At 56.6% G+C, this 20,399-nt stretch carries 21 protein-coding genes; all 21 read left to right on the plus strand.

What is annotated here, in order from left to right; all coding sequences use genetic code 11:
• The first annotated feature begins 70 nt into the window (after nt 1–70).
• The 21 genes from PKO02S_RS11115 to PKO02S_RS11215 all read left to right on the plus strand — a co-directional run bounded on the left by PKO02S_RS11115 (nt 71) and on the right by PKO02S_RS11215 (nt 20,309).
• Nucleotides 71–1,459 (plus strand): NfeD family protein, encoded by a 1,389-nt coding sequence (locus PKO02S_RS11115; protein ID WP_127582641.1) that lies wholly within the window; start codon nt 71–73, stop codon nt 1,457–1,459.
• A 40-nt stretch (nt 1,460–1,499) separates the two neighbouring features.
• A complete protein-coding gene (gene floA / locus PKO02S_RS11120; protein ID WP_127582644.1) occupies nt 1,500–2,483 on the plus strand; it encodes a flotillin-like protein FloA in 984 nt (327 codons plus the stop codon).
• A 56-nt stretch (nt 2,484–2,539) separates the two neighbouring features.
• On the plus strand, nt 2,540–3,043 hold the full coding sequence (locus PKO02S_RS11125; protein WP_127582647.1) for a YqfB family membrane protein: 504 nt from the start codon (nt 2,540–2,542) through the stop codon (nt 3,041–3,043).
• Between the two features lie 6 nt (nt 3,044–3,049).
• Nucleotides 3,050–4,243, plus strand: a complete 1,194-nt coding sequence (locus PKO02S_RS11130; protein WP_246066928.1) for a PQQ-dependent sugar dehydrogenase — start codon at nt 3,050–3,052, stop codon at nt 4,241–4,243.
• 189 nt (nt 4,244–4,432) lie between these two features.
• The gene (gene yqfC / locus PKO02S_RS11135; RefSeq protein ID WP_127582650.1) at nt 4,433–4,714 is read left to right on the plus strand and encodes a sporulation protein YqfC; all 282 of its coding nucleotides are present in this window, start codon (nt 4,433–4,435) and stop codon (nt 4,712–4,714) included.
• A 44-nt stretch (nt 4,715–4,758) separates the two neighbouring features.
• The gene (gene yqfD / locus PKO02S_RS11140) at nt 4,759–5,943 is read left to right on the plus strand and encodes a sporulation protein YqfD (RefSeq protein ID WP_127582653.1); all 1,185 of its coding nucleotides are present in this window, start codon (nt 4,759–4,761) and stop codon (nt 5,941–5,943) included.
• A gap of 54 nt (nt 5,944–5,997) precedes the next feature.
• Nucleotides 5,998–6,936, plus strand: a complete 939-nt coding sequence (locus tag PKO02S_RS11145; RefSeq protein WP_127582765.1) for a PhoH family protein — start codon at nt 5,998–6,000, stop codon at nt 6,934–6,936.
• 68 nt (nt 6,937–7,004) lie between these two features.
• The gene (locus PKO02S_RS11150; RefSeq protein WP_174819899.1) at nt 7,005–9,248 is read left to right on the plus strand and encodes an HD family phosphohydrolase; all 2,244 of its coding nucleotides are present in this window, start codon (nt 7,005–7,007) and stop codon (nt 9,246–9,248) included.
• Nucleotides 9,245–9,808 carry an rRNA maturation RNase YbeY gene (ybeY, locus tag PKO02S_RS11155; RefSeq protein ID WP_127582656.1) on the plus strand — a complete coding sequence of 188 codons (564 nt, stop codon included), beginning with the start codon at nt 9,245–9,247 and terminating at the stop codon, nt 9,806–9,808. Before PKO02S_RS11150 ends, ybeY begins: the two co-directional genes overlap by 4 nt.
• Nucleotides 9,805–10,518 (plus strand): diacylglycerol kinase family protein, encoded by a 714-nt coding sequence (locus tag PKO02S_RS11160; protein ID WP_127582659.1) that lies wholly within the window; start codon nt 9,805–9,807, stop codon nt 10,516–10,518. Before ybeY ends, PKO02S_RS11160 begins: the two co-directional genes overlap by 4 nt.
• Before the next feature lie 46 nt (nt 10,519–10,564).
• On the plus strand, nt 10,565–10,996 hold the full coding sequence (gene cdd, locus PKO02S_RS11165; protein ID WP_174819900.1) for a cytidine deaminase: 432 nt from the start codon (nt 10,565–10,567) through the stop codon (nt 10,994–10,996).
• Between the two features lie 12 nt (nt 10,997–11,008).
• The gene (era, locus tag PKO02S_RS11170; protein WP_127582662.1) at nt 11,009–11,905 is read left to right on the plus strand and encodes a GTPase Era; all 897 of its coding nucleotides are present in this window, start codon (nt 11,009–11,011) and stop codon (nt 11,903–11,905) included.
• Between the two features lie 100 nt (nt 11,906–12,005).
• Nucleotides 12,006–12,143 carry a YqzL family protein gene (locus tag PKO02S_RS11175; RefSeq protein ID WP_127582665.1) on the plus strand — a complete coding sequence of 46 codons (138 nt, stop codon included), beginning with the start codon at nt 12,006–12,008 and terminating at the stop codon, nt 12,141–12,143.
• Nucleotides 12,144–12,199: 56 nt separating this feature from the next.
• Complete coding sequence (gene recO / locus PKO02S_RS11180) at nt 12,200–12,946, plus strand: DNA repair protein RecO (RefSeq protein ID WP_127582668.1); 747 nt, start codon at nt 12,200–12,202, stop codon at nt 12,944–12,946.
• Between the two features lie 140 nt (nt 12,947–13,086).
• The gene (locus PKO02S_RS11185) at nt 13,087–13,896 is read left to right on the plus strand and encodes a pyruvate, water dikinase regulatory protein (RefSeq protein WP_127582671.1); all 810 of its coding nucleotides are present in this window, start codon (nt 13,087–13,089) and stop codon (nt 13,894–13,896) included.
• A 132-nt stretch (nt 13,897–14,028) separates the two neighbouring features.
• Nucleotides 14,029–14,499, plus strand: coding sequence for a YaiI/YqxD family protein (locus tag PKO02S_RS11190; protein ID WP_164821397.1), 471 nt, complete (start codon nt 14,029–14,031; stop codon nt 14,497–14,499).
• A gap of 52 nt (nt 14,500–14,551) precedes the next feature.
• Complete coding sequence (dnaG, locus tag PKO02S_RS11195; RefSeq protein WP_127582674.1) at nt 14,552–16,387, plus strand: DNA primase; 1,836 nt, start codon at nt 14,552–14,554, stop codon at nt 16,385–16,387.
• Between the two features lie 52 nt (nt 16,388–16,439).
• Complete coding sequence (gene rpoD / locus PKO02S_RS11200; protein ID WP_127582677.1) at nt 16,440–17,555, plus strand: RNA polymerase sigma factor RpoD; 1,116 nt, start codon at nt 16,440–16,442, stop codon at nt 17,553–17,555.
• 76 nt (nt 17,556–17,631) lie between these two features.
• A complete protein-coding gene (locus PKO02S_RS11205; RefSeq protein WP_127582680.1) occupies nt 17,632–18,459 on the plus strand; it encodes a hypothetical protein in 828 nt (275 codons plus the stop codon).
• A gap of 3 nt (nt 18,460–18,462) precedes the next feature.
• Nucleotides 18,463–19,218, plus strand: coding sequence for a tRNA (adenine(22)-N(1))-methyltransferase (locus PKO02S_RS11210; RefSeq protein WP_174819901.1), 756 nt, complete (start codon nt 18,463–18,465; stop codon nt 19,216–19,218).
• Entirely contained in the window at nt 19,194–20,309 is a 1,116-nt protein-coding gene (locus PKO02S_RS11215; RefSeq protein WP_127582686.1) for a Nif3-like dinuclear metal center hexameric protein, read from the plus strand. The genes PKO02S_RS11210 and PKO02S_RS11215 overlap by 25 nt, the downstream gene beginning before the upstream one ends.
• Nucleotides 20,310–20,399: the final 90 nt, after the last annotated feature.

Here is a 20,399-nt window from a genome sequence, read left to right on the forward strand (position 1 = left end):
ATGGTAGAATGAAACATGTAACCACCTGATACGTAATAATCGGTATAACGCTTTCAAAAGGAGGTCTTACATGCAAGCATGGTTTGTTAAACGGGGGGCCGGTCGCGGACTGATCGCCATGATCAAGCTGATCGCGGCACTGCTGCTCCTCACAGTCAGTTTGGCCGGAGCGATTCCGGCATTGGCGGCGGACAAAACGCCGGGCACGTCCGGCGGAAGGCTCGTTTACATCGTGCCGGTTCAGCAGACGATCGAGAGCGGGCTCGAGAGCTTCCTCAAGCGGGCTTTCGCCGATGCGGAAGAGGCCAATGCGAGGCTGATCGTGCTCGACATCGACACGCTCGGCGGCCGGCTGGACGCGGCGGAGAACATCGGCAAGCTCATTCGGCAGAGCAAGGTGGAGACGATCGCGTTCGTCCAAGGCCGTGCCGTCTCGGCAGGCTCCTACATTGCGCTGAACGCAACCAAGATCGTCATGCAGCCCGGCAGCTCGATCGGGTCGGCCGCCGTCGTCGACGGCAACGGCGATCATGTGAAGGACTCGAAGATCGTCTCGCATTGGTCGAGCGAGATGCGCGCCGCCGCCGAGCTGCGGGGACGCAATCCGGCGATCGCCGAAGGGATGGTCGACGAGAACCTCGAGGTCGTCATGACGAAGATCAAAAGGACGGTAGGCAAGGGAGAGCTTGTCTCGCTGACGGCGGAGGAGGCGCTGGCGGTCGGTTATGCCGATAAGGTGGCGTCTACGGTTGATGAAGTGATTGCATTCGCCGGCGTGAAGGATCCGATCCTCCTCCAGTTCGAGCCTACGTTCTATGAGAAGCTGGCGCGGTTCCTCGTACATCCGGTAGTCATGACGCTCCTGCTGTTGATCGGCATCGCCGGCGTCGCGATCGAGCTGTTCGTGCCGGGCTTCGGCGTACCGGGGATACTGGGTATCGCAGGCTTCGGGCTTTACTTCTTCGGCCATTATATAGCCGGTTTTGCGGGGGGTGAAGATGTGACGTTATTCGTTATCGGGATTGTGCTGCTTATTATTGAGATTTTTTTACCGACATTCGGCATTTTGGGCATCCTGGGTATTATCTCTATTATTACCGGGGTCGTCATGGCGGCGTTCGATTCGGGGAATGCGCTGCTATCCCTTGGGATCGCGGTTGTGCTGTCGATCATCGTAATCGCGGTGTTCATCCGGGTGTTCAAACATCGAGGCATTTGGAACAAGTTTATTCTGAAAGAGCAGCTGACCTCGGAGGAAGGATTCATCTCCCAGGCATCCAAGGAGCATTTGGTTGGCCATGAAGGAGTTACCGTGACGCCGCTGCGTCCGGCCGGAACGGCCGAGATCAATGGCGAACGGATCGATGTCGTGACGGATGGGGAGTTTATCCCGGTCCAGACTCGAGTACGAGTAGAGAAAGTGGAAGGAACGAGAGTCGTAGTCAGAACTTTGGAATAGGCCTTAACGGCCCCCAAATAAAAGGAGGATTAACTCATTAATGGATCAAGCATGGATTAGCATTCTACTTATCATCGCTTTAGCGATCATCGTATTGTCCGTTTTCCTGAGCTTCGTACCGGTGATGCTCTGGGTTTCCGCCCTCGCATCGGGTGTGCGCGTCGGCATCTTCACCCTTGTCGCTATGCGGCTTCGCCGCGTTCTCCCGAGCCGGATTGTCAATCCGCTGATTAAGGCGACCAAAGCCGGTCTCGGCCTCAACATCAACCAGTTGGAGAGCCATTACTTGGCAGGCGGCAACGTCGATCGGGTCATTAACGCCCTGATTGCGGCCCAACGTGCAAACATTCCACTCGGCTTTGAACGTGCCGCTGCGATCGACTTGGCCGGACGGGATGTCCTGATGGCTGTTCAAATGAGCGTCAACCCTAAAGTCATTGAAACACCGATCGTCGCTGCCGTAGCGAAGGACGGAATCGAAGTGAAAGTCCGCGCACGCGTCACTGTTCGCGCCAACATCGACCGACTCGTCGGCGGTGCAGGCGAAGAAACTATTATCGCTCGTGTCGGCGAAGGGATCGTAACCACTGTAGGTTCGTCCAATTCGCACAAGAATGTACTTGAGAATCCCGATATGATATCCAAAACCGTGTTGGGTAAAGGGTTGGATGCCGGTACTGCCTTTGAAATTTTATCGATCGATATCGCGGACGTCGACGTAGGCAAGAACATCGGCGCCCACCTGCAAACCGAGCAAGCCGAAGCCGACAAGCGGATTGCACAGGCGAAGGCCGAGGAACGCCGTGCTATGGCCGTTGCCCAAGAGCAAGAGATGAAGGCGAAGGTCGTAGAGATGCGTGCGCGCGTTGTGGAATCCGAATCGCAAGTGCCGCTCGCTATGGCGGAAGCGCTGCGCGAAGGCAAGATGGGTGTCATGGACTACATGAACTTGCGCAACATCGAAGCCGACACTAATATGCGTTCATCGATCGGCAAGACGAACCCGAATGAGAAGCACGAATAGGAAAAAGTTCATGCTCGTAAGCACGGGAGTCGAGTGCTTCCGGAAGGAGGTTCAGGATGAGCATAGAACGTTTGATTGAATTTCTGTTCCGCAATATCTACTTCGTCGTCATTATTGGAGGCGTTCTCTACACGCTGCTGACTCGAGTAAGAGCGAAGATGGGGCAGCCGGACAAATCGCCGCGCATGCCGACATTCGGCGGTGGCCCCGGCGACCGCGAGCCTGGCTCGTGGATGCCCGGCCAAAAGCCTTCCGTCTCGACAGGTGAGGCGCCTCGGACGTCGACAATTTCGCAGGCGAAAGCTCCCCAGGGTCCATCGGCTTCTGAGCAGCGAGCACTGCTTTATGGAGAGAGTGTACCGGATCGGACTTCCTTGTCGTCGAGTTCAACACCGACTTCCGAGACAGAGGCTGCGTCGATGGCTTCCCGACAGCGCCATGAATCAAGCGACGGCAATTGGGCTGGGATGGGCGATGCCGATGATCTGCGCCGAGGCGTGGTCTGGGCGGAAATTCTGGGCCCGCCCCGCGCCAAGAAACCTTATAGCTATAGGAAGTGACCGTGGATGAAAACATGGGTGCTTGCAATGACGGCGGTTCTGTTGACGACGACGTTCGCTTGCTCGGCGCGGGAGGAGACCGCCCCGCAGCCGTCGCAAGCGGCCGGCTCGCCGCAGGCGACCGCTCCGCAAGGGTCAGCAAGCGGCAATAGCGGCGGCTACAAGGTCGAAGTATTTGCCGAGCAGCTTGATGTGCCTTGGGATATCGCTTTCGTGCCGGATGGACGTATCTTCATCACGGAGCGTCCCGGTACGATCCGCGTCATCGATAAGGGCAAGCTGGTCGGCGAGCCGGTGCTGTCGTTCAAGACGGGCGGCATCCCGTTCCAGAGCCGCGGCGAGAGCGGGCTGCTCGGCATTGTCCCGGATCCTGAATTCGCGAACAACGGCTATATGTATGTGTACCACACCTACGAAGAGCGCGGCAGCTTGCGGAACCGCGTCCTGCGGCTAGTGGAGAAGAACAACAAAGCGACGATCGACAAGGTGTTGATCGACGGGCTGCCAGGTCAGTCTACGCATGACGGCGGACGCATCCGGTTCGGACCCGACGGTTACTTGTACTTCACTGTAGGCGATGCCCAGGACCCGCAGCAATCGCAGGATCCGACCAGCCGGGCCGGCAAAATCATGCGCATCGCGAAGGACGGCACGATCCCGAAGACGAATCCGTTCCCGGATTCGCCGGTGTACAGCTACGGCCACCGCAATCCGCAAGGTCTCGCATGGCACCCGATGAGCGGGCGGCTGTACGCGTCCGAACACGGCCAGTCGACGATGGACGAGATCAACCTGATCGAGCCGGGAGCAAATTACGGCTGGCCTCTGATCGAAGGCGACGCTATGTCGCCGAAGCAAGGGAACTCCGTCCCGCCGAATGTGAAGCTGCGAACGCCGATTCTGCACAGCGGCTCGGACACATGGGCCCCCTCCGGGATGACCTTCGTCACCAAGGGGCCGTGGAAGAACGACCTTGTCGTGGCCAGTCTGCGAGGCGCCCAACTGCTGAAGGTGACGCTGCAAGAAGGCGACCCGGCCAAGGTCGTCAAATCCGAGAAGCTGTACAAAAACGAGTGGGGCCGGCTGCGCAACGTCTCTGAAGGGCCTGATGGCGCGCTCTACGTCATGACGAACAATCGGGACGGACGAGGCTCTCCGAAGCCCGGAGACGACAAAATCATCCGTCTGACGCCTCAGTAATGGCTGACTCCCCATTCCTTATAGTTCCGAACCCAAAGGCTGTCGAGCGGCGAGCAAATTCGCCCTGGACGGCCTCTTTTCGTTATAAACGGCCCTTTCGCCGCATATGTATAATAATCTGTTACCTAGTAGAGGTTGCTGAATGATTCTGCTTTCAGCAAGTCCTAAGCGAAGGGGGAAAGGCCGCCGATGCAGCGCAAGAACCGCAGATGGAGCAGATGGACCGCCAAGCTGCTCGATCTTCCCCAGGACGTAGTGTTCGACCTGCCCCGGTTTACGATGATCGGGAACCGGCAGCTGTACATAGAGAATCATCGCGGCGTCATCCACTTTTCGAGCGACCTGCTTAAGCTGCATCTCAGCCAAGGGGTACTGGAGGTGCGCGGCAAGGAGCTGACGATCCGCGCGATTTTACCGGAGGAAGTGTTCATCGAAGGAATCATAACGGATGTGAAATATTTGGATTCGTAACGGTGCTGCTAGTCGAGTTGAACGGGAATGGGGAGGACGAGGCAATGAATGTGACACTTTTCAATCGAATCCGCGGTTATGTAGCGATTGATGTGCGCGGCAACCGGCAAGAGCAGCTGCTGAATGCGCTTGTGAGCAAGCGGTTCCGGATTTGGGACGTCCGCCGCAAGGACGAGCAATCGGTGCGGCTCTATATGCTGCTCCGCGATTTTTTCCGCCTGAAGCCGATTTTGAAGGAGACAGGCTGCCGAATGCATGTGGTGGGCCGGTTCGGGCTTCCTTTTTGGCTGGACAAGCTGGGCCATCGCAAGACGTTCGCCATCGGGCTGGCTGCTTTTATCGTGGGTTTGTATCTTCTGTCTTCTATCGTCTGGCGCATCGATGTGGAAGGCAACGAGTCGATTGCGCGGTCCGATATTTTGCAAGCAGCCAAGCAGCAGGGGCTGTACCGGCTCCAGTGGAAATTCCGCATGGCCGCTCCGGATGAGCTGTCGGATGCCATACATCGGCAGTTGTCGGGGGTGTCTTGGGTGGGCGTGGAAGTGCATGGGACGAAGGTGCAGATCAAGATTGTGGAAGCGACGCGCCCCGACCAAAGTCCGCTCATGAATCCGAGGCATTTGGTTGCCTCCCAGAATGCGCTGGTGACCGAGATTTTGGCCGAGACGGGAAAACCGATCGCCAAACCGAACATGAATGTCAAAAAAGGCGATATTCTCATTTCCGGCATCATTGGAGAAGGGGCTTATTTGCAGACGGTCGTTGCGAAAGGAAAAGTGCGTGGCGTAGTTTGGCAGGAAGCCGTTGTGGAGATGCCTCTGGCGCAGAAGCAAAAAGTATATACGGGGGAGTCCAAAACCCGCAATTATTTGGTGCTGGGCAGTCGTGGGCTGCAAGTAACCGGTTATGGCAAGGTAAGCTATGAGAGGTTTGAGACCCATTCCGACCGGAAAGCGCTGGGGTGGAGAAAATACGTGCTGCCGATCGGCTGGTTGAAGGAAACCGTGATGGAGTCGCGGATCGAAGAGGTGCAGCTCGCTCCCGAGGAGGGGGCCGCCATCGCGCTGGAGCAGGCCAGATCGGAAGTGATCGCGGGTGCGGGTAAGGATGCAAAGCTGCGCGGAGAAAAGATTCTTTTGCATGAAAAGTCGGACAATGGTAAAGTTTATATGAAAGTGCTTTTCGAAGTAGAGAAAGATATAGCCGTGGAACAGGCGATCGTGAACTGAAGGAGAATGGGATAGTTGCCGGATCAAGTTAATGTCAATGAACATGCTAACGGAATTAGAATACCTCTGAAGAGTACCGCAGAAGGTCTTGCTCTGTTCGGGCCACAGGATAAATTCATGCGGTTGATAGAGAGCAAGACGAGCGCGCATTTGTTCAGCCGCGAAGCCGAGCTCGTCATCCACGGCGAGCCTGCGGAAGTGGAATGGCTGGAACAATTGTTCGACGTGCTGCTGCAGCTCATACGCAGCGGTCTGATGCTGACCGAACGCGATGTGTCGTATGCCGTCGAACTGGCAAAGGAGCAGAAGGCCGACCAACTGCTCGATCTGCTGCGCGGAGAGATTGCTACGACGCAGAAGGGCAAGCCGATTCGAGTAAAGACGATCGGACAGCGCCACTACGTGTCTACGATCCGCAAGAAAGATATCGTATTCGGCATCGGACCGGCCGGAACAGGCAAGACGTATTTGGCCGTTGTACTTGCTGTCGTCGCATTGAAGGAAGGTCAAGTCAAGCGTATCGTGCTGACCCGTCCGGCCGTGGAAGCCGGGGAAAGCCTCGGGTTTCTTCCCGGCGATCTGCAGGAGAAGGTGGATCCGTATTTGCGGCCGCTGTACGACGCCTTGAATGATGTGCTGGGGCCGGAGCAGGTAGTCAAGTCGCTGGAGCGCGGGCTGATCGAGATTGCACCGCTCGCTTACATGCGCGGCCGTACGCTGGACGATTCGTTCATTATTCTCGATGAAGCGCAGAATACGACGCCGGAGCAGATGAAGATGTTCCTGACCCGTCTCGGCTTCGGGTCGAAGATGGTCATCACGGGCGATGTGACGCAGATCGATTTGCCGCGTGGCAAAAACTCGGGGTTGGTGGAAGCCGAGCGCATATTGAAGTCGATCGAGGAGATCGGTATTGTTCATTTTACGGAACAGGACGTCGTGCGGCATTCATTGGTGCAGAAAATCATCATGGCCTACTCCGAGCAGGCTTGAGCCTTCGCAGGACCCGGTGCAACCGAGCCCCGTTCCTGGGAAATGAACAAAGGGGATAGAACGCAGTGATTCCAAATCAGCGATTATCGATCAAGGGCAAATCGTTTTCTTACCGGACGGGCGGTTGGAAGTACAGTATCGGCGTTCGGGTATTGCTGCTGCTGCTGCTCGCCGTCATATTCTACATGTCGTTGTCCGGCAAGTGGATTCCGGAACGGTACGATATCCGGCTTGGCGTCGTCAGCGATCGAACGATCTTTGCGCCTACGCAGATCGAGAATGCGATCGAGACTCAGAAGGCGAAGGAAGAAGCCGGCAAGAAGGTGCAGCCGGTCTTTACGATCGTCCCGATGAAAAACGAGCAGATGGTCGCGGTGATTTACGAGAAGCTGCGGCAGATCAACGCCGACGAGCAATTGGCGCTGAACGACAAGGTGAATGTGTTCCGCAATGTGTTTCCCGTTATTTATAAGGATCATACCGATATGATTTATCGTTCCATCTCGCCTGGTCCGGGCAGCGATCTGTTCGTGGCGGAGATGAAGGCGCGGATGGAAGAGCAGCCTTACCGCATCCCGGAAGAGATGTATTTCAAGTTCCCGCGGCTCTTGAAGGAAGACTTGGCCGTCATGGAGCCGGTGACTGTCGAGATCGTCACGCGGCTGATGGCCGACCAGATCCAGAACGCCCAGACGGCACGAGCGAAGGTAGCGGAGCTGGTCAACGCGTCTTCGCTTGCGAAGGCGACGAACCGCGAGCTCGTACAAGAGATCGCCCGTTTCGCCTTGACACCGAATCGGTTCCTGAACCAACAGGCGACGGACGAGGAGAAAGCACAGGCGCGCGATAACACAAAGCCTGTCTACATCAACAAGGACGACATTCTTGTGCAGAAGGGCGAGCTCGTGACCGAAGAGCTGTACCAGCGGGTGAAATCCGCCGGGCTGCTCAAGGAGAAGGTCAATTATTGGCCGCAGCTCGGCCTCGCGATAACATCCTTGCTGATGACCGTTGGGCTCTACATGTTCATTCGCCACAGCGAGTTGCCGATCCGTACTAACAATGTCCAGCTCGTCATGCTGATTGTCATTGTGCTGCTCAACGTGGTCGGAATGAAGATCATCGCTTTGGGGCAAAATTTGGAATATCCGTATATCGGGTATTTGGTGCCGGCGGCGATGGGCAGCATGCTGATAGCCCTGATGCTCGATATACCTCTAGCCGTCATCTCGGCTTTGCTATTCAGTATCATTTCCAGCGTGCTGTTCAACATCAACGACGAGCTGTTCGACTTCCGCTACGGCTTTGTGTCGCTTGTGACGGGGCTTACGTCGGTGTTCGCCGCCCAGCGTGCCAACCAGCGGGCTTCCATCTTGAAGGTCGGCACGATGACTTCAATTACAGGAGCCGCTGCCGTTATTGCGCTTACACTGCTGGAGAACGACTATACGCGCAATCAGATTTTGTTCTCAACTTGCTTCGCGGTTGCGGCCGGGTTGCTGACCGCGGTGCTCGTCATCGGTTTGATGCCTTTTTTCGAGGCGGCGTTCGGCATCTTGTCGCCGCTCAAGCTCGTCGAGCTGTCCAACCCGAACCATCCGCTGCTGCGCAAGCTGCTGACGGAGACACCTGGCACGTACCACCACAGCGTAATGGTAGGCAACCTGTCGGAGGCGGCGGCCGAGTCGGTCGGCGCAGATGGGCTGCTGTGCCGGGTCGGATCGTTCTATCATGACATCGGCAAGACGCGGCGCCCGAGCTATTTTATCGAGAATCAGATGAATATCGAGAATCCGCATGACCGGATTGATCCGGAGCTTAGCAAATCGATTATCGTCGCCCATGCCCGGGACGGCGTGGAGATGCTCAAGGAGCAACGCATCCCGAAGCCGATCCGCGATATCGCAGAGCAGCATCACGGCACGACGCTGTTGAAGTTTTTTTACCACAAGGCGCTTAAGAGGCAGGCTGATGAGCCTGGGGAAGAGCCGGTCATCGAAGAGGATTTCCGCTACCCCGGCCCGAAGGCGCAGTCGAAGGAAGCTGCGATTGTCGGCATCGCCGACGGCGTAGAAGCGGCGGTGCGTTCGCTGCGCAACCCTACGATTGAGCAGATCGATTCCACCGTGCGCAAAATTATAAAGGAACGGCTCGACGACGGACAGTTCAACGATTGCGATTTGACGCTGAAGGAGCTGGAGACGATCGCGAAGACGCTTAACGAGACGCTGCTCGGCATTTTCCATTCGCGCATCGAGTATCCGAGCGAGCTGCCGTCGAAGAGCGACACCAAGGGAGTGAGCAAGGCATGACATTGAAGCTGGAATGGACGAACGAGCAAGAAGCGCTGCCGATTTCGGATGGCTTGATCGAGAAGCTGGAGCAATTGCTGAAGCTGGCCGGCGAGCAGGAAGACATCAACTATGGAGAGGTAGCGCTCAGCTTCGTCGACGACGAGGCCATCCTTGCGCTGAATAAAGAGTACCGGGGAATCGACCGTCCGACGGATGTGCTGTCATTTTCGATGCTCGAGACGACGCCTGATGAGATCGAGATCGTGTTCGGCGACGAAGATGAGGAAGACGACGAGGATGGGGAAGCCGCCGACGATGACGATCAAGAGGATGCCGACGGCGACGAGGAAGACGAAGACGACGATTATCCGGAGCCGCTCGGCGACATCGTCATCTCGATCCCGCGGGCGATCGCTCAGGCTGAAGAATACGGTCATTCCGTCGAACGAGAGATCGGCTTCCTGTTCGTTCACGGGTTCCTTCACTTGCTCGGCTATGATCACGAGGACGAAGCGACCGAACGCCATATGTTTGCCCAGCAGGAGAAGGTGCTGCTAAAGGCGGGTTTAACCCGTTGAGAGACGTCAAACGATTCCGCCGCAGCTTCCGATATGCTTATGAAGGGCTGCATTACGCGCTATCGACGCAACAAAATATGCAATTCCATTTCTCCGTCGGGCTGATCGCGCTCATCCTGGCGCTGGTGTTCAAGCTACCGAAGGTGGAGGTCCTGTTCCTCCTGCTCGCGATCACGCTTGTCATCGTCACCGAGCTGATCAACACCGCCGTGGAGAAAGCGGTCGATCTGGCGATGCCGGACTTGCATCCGCTAGCCAAAATCGCCAAAGACGTTGCCGCAGCCTCGGTGTTAGTGTCTGCGGTTTTTGCCGCTGTTACGGGGATGATCGTGTTCTACGAGCCGATCGACCGGCTGCTCCGCAAGGGCGAGCTGCTTGGAGGCGGTGCGGTGACGCCGGGTCTTGTCTGGACGTTGATCGCTTTGATCGCGATGCTCGCGATCGTGCTCCAGTCCCGATTCTCGCACAAACATGCCGCTCGGCCGATCAAGCCTAGCTTGTTAGCCGCCGTAGCCTGTTCATTGTCCACTTGGGTGACGCTGCTCACATCGCAATCGTTGATCGCTTTGCTGGGATTCGCCTTGACGATACTGATGCTGTATATTTTATATGACGGCAAGCGGACAGGATTGCTGTCGCTGCTCGCCGGCGCCTTGCTGGGAAGCGGACTGACGGCGGCAGTGTTTACTTGGATTCATACTTTTTCATAACCGACCGCCCACCCACCTACTTCTGAAGAAGCGAGCGTGAATGCCAATGCCGGATTCCAATCCAGTCGCACCTGCAGAAACGATTCAGCCGGAAGTATTGATCAGCCACGCAATCGAAGCGGCGCGCCGGGCATATGCGCCTTATTCCAACTTCCGTGTGGGCGCCGCCTTGTTGGACGATCAAGGTCATATTCATTACGGCTGCAACGTAGAGAATGCCGCTTACGGACCGACGAACTGTGCGGAGCGGACGGCATTGTTCCGAGCGATCGCAGACGGCAACGCCCCCAAGAGCTTCAAGGCGATGGCGGTCGTAGGCGATACCCCGGGACCCATTAGCCCCTGCGGCATTTGCCGTCAAGTCATCTCGGAGCTGTGCGCTCCCGACATGCCCGTCATTCTTGCCAACACGGCAGGCACTTACGCGGTGACGAACATCGCGGAGCTGCTGCCCGGCGCTTTTCAACTGGAACCTTAGAGGAGACTCGCTATGACCAAAGGCTTCAAATCCGGCTTCGCGTCCATTATCGGCCGTCCGAACGTCGGCAAATCGACCTTGCTGAACCAAGTCGTCGGGCAAAAAATTGCCATCATGTCGGATAAACCCCAGACGACCCGCAATAAAATTCAAGGCGTTTATACGACCGAAACCATGCAAATCGTATTCCTGGACACGCCGGGCATTCACAAGCCGAAGTCCAAGCTCGGAAGCTTCATGATGAAGGTAGCGGAAAGCACGTTCCACGAGGTGGATGTCATCCTCTTCGTAATTGACGTCGTCGAGGGACTCGGCGGAGGCGATCGTTTCATTCTGGAGCAGCTGAAAGACGTCAAGACACCGGTTATTCTCGTGATGAACAAGATCGATCAAGTGCAGCCGGAAGCGCTGCTGCCGATCATCGCCACGTACAAGGATTTGTACGCCTTCGCCGAGATCATCCCCGTTTCCGCCATGAGCGGCAACAACGTCAACACGCTCCTGCAGCAGCTCGGCCGTTATTTGCCGGAAGGACCTCACTACTATCCGGGAGATCAGGTGACCGACTACCCGGAGCAGTTCATCTGTGCGGAGCTCATCCGCGAGAAAATTTTGCACCAGACGCGAGAAGAAATTCCGCATTCGATCGCCGTCGCGATTGAGGATATGAAGGTGCAGGAGAACGGGCTGGTCGATATCTCCGCCGTCATCTACGTGGAGCGGGATTCTCAGAAGGGCATCATCATCGGCAAACAAGGCGCGCTGCTGAAGGAAATCGGCCGCCAAGCCCGCAAGGATATCGAAGCGCTGCTGGGCTCGAAAATTTTTCTCCAGCTCTGGGTGAAGGTCAAAAAAGATTGGCGCAACCAAGAGCATGTGCTGAAGGATCTCGGCTTCCGGCTCGACTGAGCGATCTGGTTGGCCATTCCAATTATTGCTTTGGATAGGGAAACCGCGCCGCGTGTATGCTACCTAATGAGCAGCAGACCGTCTCATTGGGAGGATACAAATGCGCGATTTCTCGTGGAAGTATTTTACGTTGACTGGTGATGTGGAGTCTTACCTGCTATACAAAGAATGGAATCGGAATGGTGGAGAATCGGAGCAGGAGGAGGCGGAGCCGCTTCCGGACGAATTGGACGGTTAACGGATCGCCGGGCTCCGGAACGGACCGAGACGATCGGTTCGGGGAGGAGACCAAACATGCTGTATCGGGTCAATGGGATCGTCATCCGCAGCTTCGATTATGGGGAAGGCAACAAGATTATAACGATCTTGACGAATGAATATGGCAAGATGAGCGTGATGGTGCGGGGAGCGAAGAAGGTGAAGAGCCGCTATTCGGCCATCACGCAGCTGTTTACATATGGGGAATTCGTGTTTTTCAAATCCGGCTCGATGGGCAATTTGAGCGCAGGAGAGATTATTAAGCCGTACAACAAGCTGAGAGAAGACATTCACAAGGCGGCCTACGGCTCCTATTTGGCCGAGTTGACTGAGAAGCTGCTTGGCGAGCAGGACCGTGCGGGCTGGGTGTTCGATCAACTGCTTGCCGCGTTCGATGCGATGGAGGCGGACAAAGATTTGCAGATCGTGACGCACATCTATGAAATGCGTTTATTGGCGTTGGCGGGGTACGAGCCGGACATGAGCCAATGTGTGTCCTGCGGAGCGGAGAGCAAGGAAATGTCACTGAGCGCCGCCATGGGCGGCGCGCTTTGCCCTCGATGTCGGCATCTCGATCCCCAAGCTATCCCGCTGGCCGAAAGTGTTGTCAGGCTAATCCGATTGTTCCAGCGAATGGACATTGCGCGACTCGGGCAAATCGACCTTGCGGATTCAACCCGCTCGCTGCTCAAAACAGCCATCCGTCGCTTATACGACACTCATATCGATGTGAAATGGAAATCCAGGCAGTTTCTCGATCAGATGGAGAAATACGGCATATGACCGGCTGCCGTTCATTTGACAAGGCCGACTCGGTCTGCTAGTATAGTCCGAAAGCAGAATATAATTCTCCCGTCGTGCCACGCTTTTACCAGGACGGGAGTTTTTGCGTTCTCGGCAAATCGGACGGGGGGATGAGGAGCATGAGTAACAAGAAGCCGATTGTGTACGTCGTATCGGATTCGGCCGGCGATACCGGGGAAGCGGTGCTGCGGGCGGCCGCGATTCAATTTCACCCGCTGACGGTGGAAATCCGGCGGGCTTCCTATATTATGGACCGCGCCGGCGTCGATCGGGTGCTGGAGGAAGCTAACCGGGAGAAGGCGGTCATTTTGTTCACGCTCGTGATCCCGGAGCTCAGGGATCATTTGACCGGGCGAGCGGGCAAGCTGGGGGTAGCGACCATCGATCTCCTCGGCCCGATCATCTCCCGGCTGGAGAGCGTACTCAACAAGGAAGCGCTTCATCAGCCCGGTTTGATCCATCAGCTGGATGAAGATTATTTCAAGAAGGTGGAGGCGGTCGAGTTCGCGGTCAAATACGACGACGGACGCGACTTCTCCGGCGTGCTTCAAGCGGATATCGTGCTCGTAGGCGTCTCGCGGACTTCGAAGACGCCGCTCTCCATGTATTTGGCCCACCGGATGTTCAAGGTGGCCAACGTCCCGCTCGTGCCGGAGCTGAAGCCGCCGGAGCAGCTATTCTCGATTCCGAGCCGGAAAATTGTCGGCCTCGTGATTGATCCCGAGAAGCTGAATATGATTCGCAAGGAACGGCTCAAAAGCTTGGGTTTGTCGGGGAATGCGATGTATGCGCAGGTGGAACGAATCAAGCAGGAGCTGGAGCACGCGCAAAAAATCATGTCTCGATTAGGCTGCTTCGTGATCGACGTGTCGAATAAGGCCGTAGAAGAAACGGCTAGCGTAATTGTCGGCATGTTCCGCGGACGTTAGCATTTCGGCCTCAAAGCAAAGAAGGAATTTGGACGTTAGAAGCGTATATTAATACTAGTCCCACATTTCGCATGTCCGTGCATATGCGAAATGTGGGCTGCGTCACGAATCCCGCAGAAATTTGGTGGAAGGATGAACATGGTGCAGGCCCGAATCGTTGTTGATGCCGACGCATGTCCGGTGAAACGAGAAATTGTCGAAGCGGCTCGAATTGCGGAAGCTGAAGTCGTGATGGTTGCCTCCTATGACCACCGACTGGAGGCGCTGGATCGGGTGAGCATCGTCCAGGTTGACCGTTCGGATCAATCGGTCGATCTATACATCGCCAACCATCTTCGAGCCGGCGACATCCTCGTCACGCAGGACTTTGGGCTTGCGACGATCGGTCTGGCGAAACGTTCGATCGTGTTGTCGAATCGGGGACAGCGCTACACGGATCAGACGATCGGATTTTTGTTGGAGAGCCGCCATGAGAGCGCCAAACGGCGCCGAAACGGCAAACATTCGAAAGGCCCGAAGCCTTTTACCGACGATGACCGAAGGTCATTTCTACAATCTTTGACAAAAGTTTTACATGATTTGCAGGAGAATACCTCCATATAGCGAATACGTATAGGGGCACTTTGCTTTCTGACAATCGAAGAAGGTGGTTAGGATGAGTAACGGACAAATTCCGGAGGAAGTCATTGAGGCTGTCCTAAAACACCACGACATCGTAGACGTAATCGGCAAGTATGTGCATCTGACCAAGCAAGGACGCAACATGAAGGGGCTCTGTCCCTTTCACTCGGAGAAATCGCCGTCGTTCAACGTTCATCCGGAGAAGCAAATCTTCAAATGCTTCGGCTGCGGGGCAGGCGGGAACGCGATTACATTCCTCCGGGATATCGAAGGCTTCAGCTTCGGAGAAGCGGTGCGCCATCTAGCCGCCGAAGCCGGTATGACGATCGGCTGGCAAGAGCTGACGCAGGAACAGACCGAGAAGCAGCAGGAGCGGGATCATCTGCTCAAGGCGCATGAATTCGCCGCTATGCTGTATCATCACATCCTGATAAACTTCGAGGAAGGCAAGCCGGCCATCCAGTATTTGAAGCAGAGGGGTTTCACGGACTCGCTGATCGAGACGTTCCAGATCGGCTATGCGCCCGCCAGATGGGATACGCTGGCCACCTTGCTGCAGAAACGCGAGTACAAAATGCCGCTCATGGAATCGGGCGGATTGCTGTCCGCCCGATCCTCAGGCGATGGCTATGTGGATAAGTTTCGGGACCGGATCATTTTCCCGATCCGGGACGCCAAAGGGAAGGTAATCGCCTTCGCAGGCCGGACGATGGGCAACGAACAGCCCAAATATTTGAACAGTCCCGAAACGATACTGTTCCGCAAAAGCCGGGTCCTCTATAACTTGCACCAAGCCCGCACCGCCATTAAGAAGGAAGGCGCGGTCGTCATCTTCGAGGGATACGCCGACGTCATCCGCGCCTGGTCGGCCGGCGTGCATCACGGAGTCGGCACGATGGGCACCTCGCTTACCGAAGAGCATGCCCGCGCGCTGCGCCTCGCCGCCGAAGAAGTCGTGCTCTGCTACGATGGAGACGATGCCGGCCAGTCGGCCGCGTACAAGAGCTTGAGCCTGCTCGAGAAAGCGGGCTTGACCGTCAAGGTCGCGGTCGTGCCGGACAAGCTCGATCCGGACGAGTATATCGCCGGACACGGAGCGGACGCCTTCCGCCTCGAGATCGTCGGAGCGGCGCTGCCGGCCGTGAAGTTCCGGCTGCACCACCTACGGCGCAACTTCAACTTCCTCGAACCGGATGCGAAGCTGCGTTATGTCCGTACCGCCATCCGCGAAGTGATCGCCGATTTGTCGTCGCCGACCGAGCGGGAACATTACTTGAAGGAGTTGTCCGCCGAGTATCAAGTAAGCCTGGATGCCATCAAGCAAGAAACGAATCAGATCCGCCAGGAATTGCAAAAAAAGCGCCAAAATGGGGATAATAACGACAATTCGTGGAATAATGTTAGGAATGACGGGGGAGAAGGGGTTCCTCTTCCGAAACCGATTGACAAAAGCGAAAAAGCGGAAACCGATCTGCTCACAGCCATGATGCATGACAAGGAAGTCGCGGATTATGTGCAGCAGCACTTGGGAGACGCCTTCAATAGGGAAGCTCACGCAGCGCTAGCTGCTTATTTATATGCCTACTACGCACAAGGATTCGCTCCCGATGCGAGCCGCTTCATGAGCTCGCTCCAGGACGAACGGCTGGAGCGGGTTGCGAGCTCGATGCTGATGCCTGATCTGATCAAGGGGATCAACGCACAAGTGATCGACGATTGCATCCGGGTTATCCAGACCGTACCGAAGCTGAGGGCAATTGAGCAGATGGAGCAGGAACGCATCCGTGTGGAACGCGCGGGCGATCCGTTGCGTGCCGCACGAATGGAACAAGAGATTATTACCCTGAAAAATCAGCTGAAAGGCGTATAATCCGCAGCGGGGGTTGCGGCAGTTGGAATTTCGGGGAGGAGGGAGCTTTCGAATGGCGAACGATCAACACACCGAGCTAGAGACAGAGCTGACGCTCGAGCAAGTCAAAGAACAGCTAGTTGAGCAGGGAAAGAAACGCTCTTCGTTAACTTATAAGGATATTATGGAAAAGCTGGCTCCATTCGATCAAGATCCCGAGCAGATGGACGAGTTTTTCGAGCAACTGTCCGAGATGGGCATCGACGTAGGCAATGAGACAGAGGATGATATGCCGCTCAATCAAGAGGACGAACATGACGACTTCCACTTGGATGACGATCTCTCGCTCCCGCCGGGCATCAAGATCAACGATCCGGTCCGCATGTATCTGAAAGAAATCGGGCGGGTTCCGCTGTTGTCGGCGAACGACGAAGTGGATCTGGCGAAGCGGATCGAGAAGGGCGACGAGGAAGCGAAGCGCCGGCTGGCCGAAGCGAATCTTCGTCTGGTCGTCAGCATCGCGAAGCGGTATGTCGGGCGTGGCATGCTGTTCCTCGATTTGATCCAGGAAGGCAACATGGGCTTGATCAAGGCGGTTGAGAAGTTCGACCAGACGAAAGGCTTCAAATTCAGTACGTACGCCACTTGGTGGATTCGCCAGGCGATCACGCGCGCGATTGCGGACCAAGCCAGAACGATCCGGATTCCGGTGCATATGGTGGAGACGATCAACAAATTGATCCGCGTGTCCCGCCAGCTGCTGCAAGAGCTGGGGCGCGAGCCGAGCCCGGAAGAAATTGCTAAGGAAATGGATCTGAGCACCGAAAAAGTGCGAGAGATCATGAAGATCGCGCAAGAGCCGGTGTCGCTGGAAACTCCTATCGGAGAAGAAGACGATTCGCACTTGGGGGACTTCATCGAGGATCAGGAAGCGCTGGCACCAGCCGACGCCGCTGCGTACGAATTGCTGAAGGAGCAATTGGAGGATGTGCTCGACACGCTGACCGAGCGGGAAGAGAACGTGCTGCGCCTGCGGTTCGGTCTCGACGACGGTCGGACCCGGACGCTGGAGGAAGTGGGGAAGGTGTTCGGCGTGACGCGGGAGCGGATTCGTCAGATCGAGGCGAAGGCGCTTCGGAAGCTGAGACATCCGAGCCGCAGCAAGCGGTTGAAGGATTTCCTCGAATAATAAGCTGGCTTAGCGAAGACCTTCCTGCTTGCAGTGAGGTCTTCCTTTTTGGCCGAAATCAGGAGAGTGTCGGGCAATGGAGACGGAGAAACGAAGACTCATCGTTCGCGAAATTGAGCATTGGCGGCGAAGCAGGCTGCTGCCGGAGCAATATTGCGACTTCCTGCTGAACTTGTATGCGGACGATTCGGTCGAGCGGGAACGTAGAATAGGCGGCGTCTCGGTGAAGACGATTCAGAACAGCCGCTGGTACATATGGTTCCTAATCTTTGGCTCGATTTCCGTTATTTCCTTGCTTGCCCTTCATTTTAACTCTTTTCCCCTGCCATTGCAAATGGGGCTGCTTGCTTGCGCCGTTCTCGGCTGTTACGCCTACGGTTTGAAAGTCAAGCACAAGAACCCGATCCTGACGTTCGCGCTCATCGGCATCGGTTCGGCGGCACTGCTCGCGGGAGGCGTAATGCTACTGAGGATGTACGGGAAAGAAGAAGCGGTCTATTTGGTCGGATACGTGGCCTTCTGCAGCTTGATGTGGATTGCGATCGGAGCCGGCGCGGGGTTGCGGTTGTTTCAATTTTGCGGCTGGTTAGGCCTCGCTCTTGTATATGCATGGCTATTGTATCCGAAGGAGCTGAGTCATACGAAGCTAGGCACGGAGCTTAGCTGGCTGCCGCTGTGCGTCTTGTTCGGCTGGTTCGGGTTTTTGCTCCAGCGGAGAGGGCGGCCATCCGGAATCGTGTTGCTGCTGCTGGCGTTTGTGTTCTGGATTGCGCCGGAGCTATATGGATTTTATGTGCTGAAATCGATTGATTCCTGGTACCAGGCTTTGCTGTTCCTGAAGCTGGTCGGGTTGGGACTCGTCTTGTTCGGTACGCGAAAAAAATGGATTGAGTGGGTTGCTTAAATGGTGAAATTGTCCAAGCGGTTGGAAACGATCGCGCTGCAAGTGCCGCCCGGCAGCCGACTGGCCGACATCGGGTCGGATCATGCCCTGCTGCCGGTTTATTTGGTCCAGAAAGGGCGGGTGCCGTACGCCGTGGCGGGGGAACTGAACCCCGGACCGTATGATGCTGCGCGCAAGCAAGTGAAGGAAGCGTCGCTCGGGGAGCGCATTGTCGTTCGCCAAGCCGACGGGCTACGAGCCGTATTGGAAGGCGAAGTCGACGCCGTCTCGATCGCCGGGATGGGCGGCGCCTTGATCGTGCATATACTCGAGGAAGGCCGGAGCAAGCTGGATGGCGTGCATACGCTCGTGCTGCAGCCGAACATCGGGGAGGATCAGGTGCGGCGGTGGCTCGTGCAGAACGGCTGGCAGCTTGCCGCCGAACAGCTGCTGGAGGAAGACGGCAAGTTCTACGAGGTGCTGACCGCGGTTCGAAATGACGACCAGGCTGGCGGAGCGGACTTATATGCGGCACGAGAGTTAGGGTGCGGCATTGAGATTTCGGAAGCGCTGCTGTACCGGCTGGGGCCCTATTTGGTCGAGCAGCCGAATGAGGCGTTTTTCGCCAAATGGCGCTCCGAGCTGGCCAAGCTGGAGGGCATCGCGGCGGATATGACTCGCTCGGACGCGGAATCGGCGCGGTTGCGGAGGGAGATGCTGCTGCAGGACATAGCGGCGACGAAGGAGGTGCTCGTTTGTTTGCAAAAGGAGCGGCAGTAGTTCAATTGTTCGAGCGGATGGTGCCGAAGCACTTGGCTATGCCGGACGACAAAATCGGCTTGCAGCTCGGTTCCTTGAGCCGGGAAGTGCGCAAGGCGCTGATCGCGCTCGACGTAACCGACGAAGTCGTGGACGAAGCGATTCGGCTGCAGGCGGATCTTATTATCGCGCATCACGCGATTATTTTCCGCCCGCTCGCGCATCTGCAGACGGATACCCCGTCAGGCAAGCTGTACGAGAGGCTGATCAAAAACGACATCGCCGTCTATATCGCCCATACAAACTACGACATCGTCGAAGGCGGCATGAACGATTTGATGGCGGACGCGCTCGGTTTGCAGAACGCGACGCACTTGGAGAGCATTCATACGGAGCAGCTCAAGAAGCTGGTCGTCTTCGTGCCCAAGAGCCATCATGAGGCGGTGCTTCAAGCGATGTTCGCCGCAGGGGCGGGCGGCATCGGCAAGTACAGCCACTGCAGCTTCAACATCGAGGGGACGGGCACGTTCCTCCCGGGCGACGAGGCGCAGCCGTTTATCGGACAGAGAGGGAAGCTGGAGCGGGTCGAGGAGATGCGGATCGAGACGATCGTACCGGACTCGATCGAGCGCAAGGTCGTGCAGGCGATGCTGAAGGCCCATCCGTACGAGGAGGTCGCATACGACCTGTATCCGATGGACTTGAAAGGGCGTACGTTCGGGTTAGGGCGCGTAGGCAAGCTGGCCGCTTCCGAGACGCTCGGCGCGTTTGCGCAGCGGGTGAAGGAGGCGTTCGACGTGCCTTTCGTGCGCGTCGTCGGACCGGCCGACCGCGACATCCGCAAGGTCGCGGTGCTGGGCGGTTCCGGCAGCCGCTACATCCGGCATGCGCAGTTCGCGGGCGCCGACGTGCTCGTGACCGGCGACATCGACTATCATACCGCGCATGATGCGCTCGCGGCCGGACTCACGCTTGTCGATCCGGGGCATAACGCCGAGAAGATCATGAAGAAAAGCGTCGCGGATCGGTTGTCGGCTATGCTCGCCGAAAGCCGTTATGCAACAACCGTCGTTGCGTCACAAGTGGACACGGAGCCGTTTCGTTTGCAATAATTTGTTTGCGCCGAGGGATTGGCAATAATGGAAGCAGTCTTGGGTTGCATGCGCCGGGATGCTCCGTTATACTAGCATGTAGATGAAATG

The organism is Paenibacillus koleovorans NBRC 103111 (assembly GCF_004000845.1).
In the GTDB taxonomy this organism is placed as follows: Bacteria; Bacillota; Bacilli; order Paenibacillales; family NBRC-103111; genus Paenibacillus_AA; species Paenibacillus_AA koleovorans.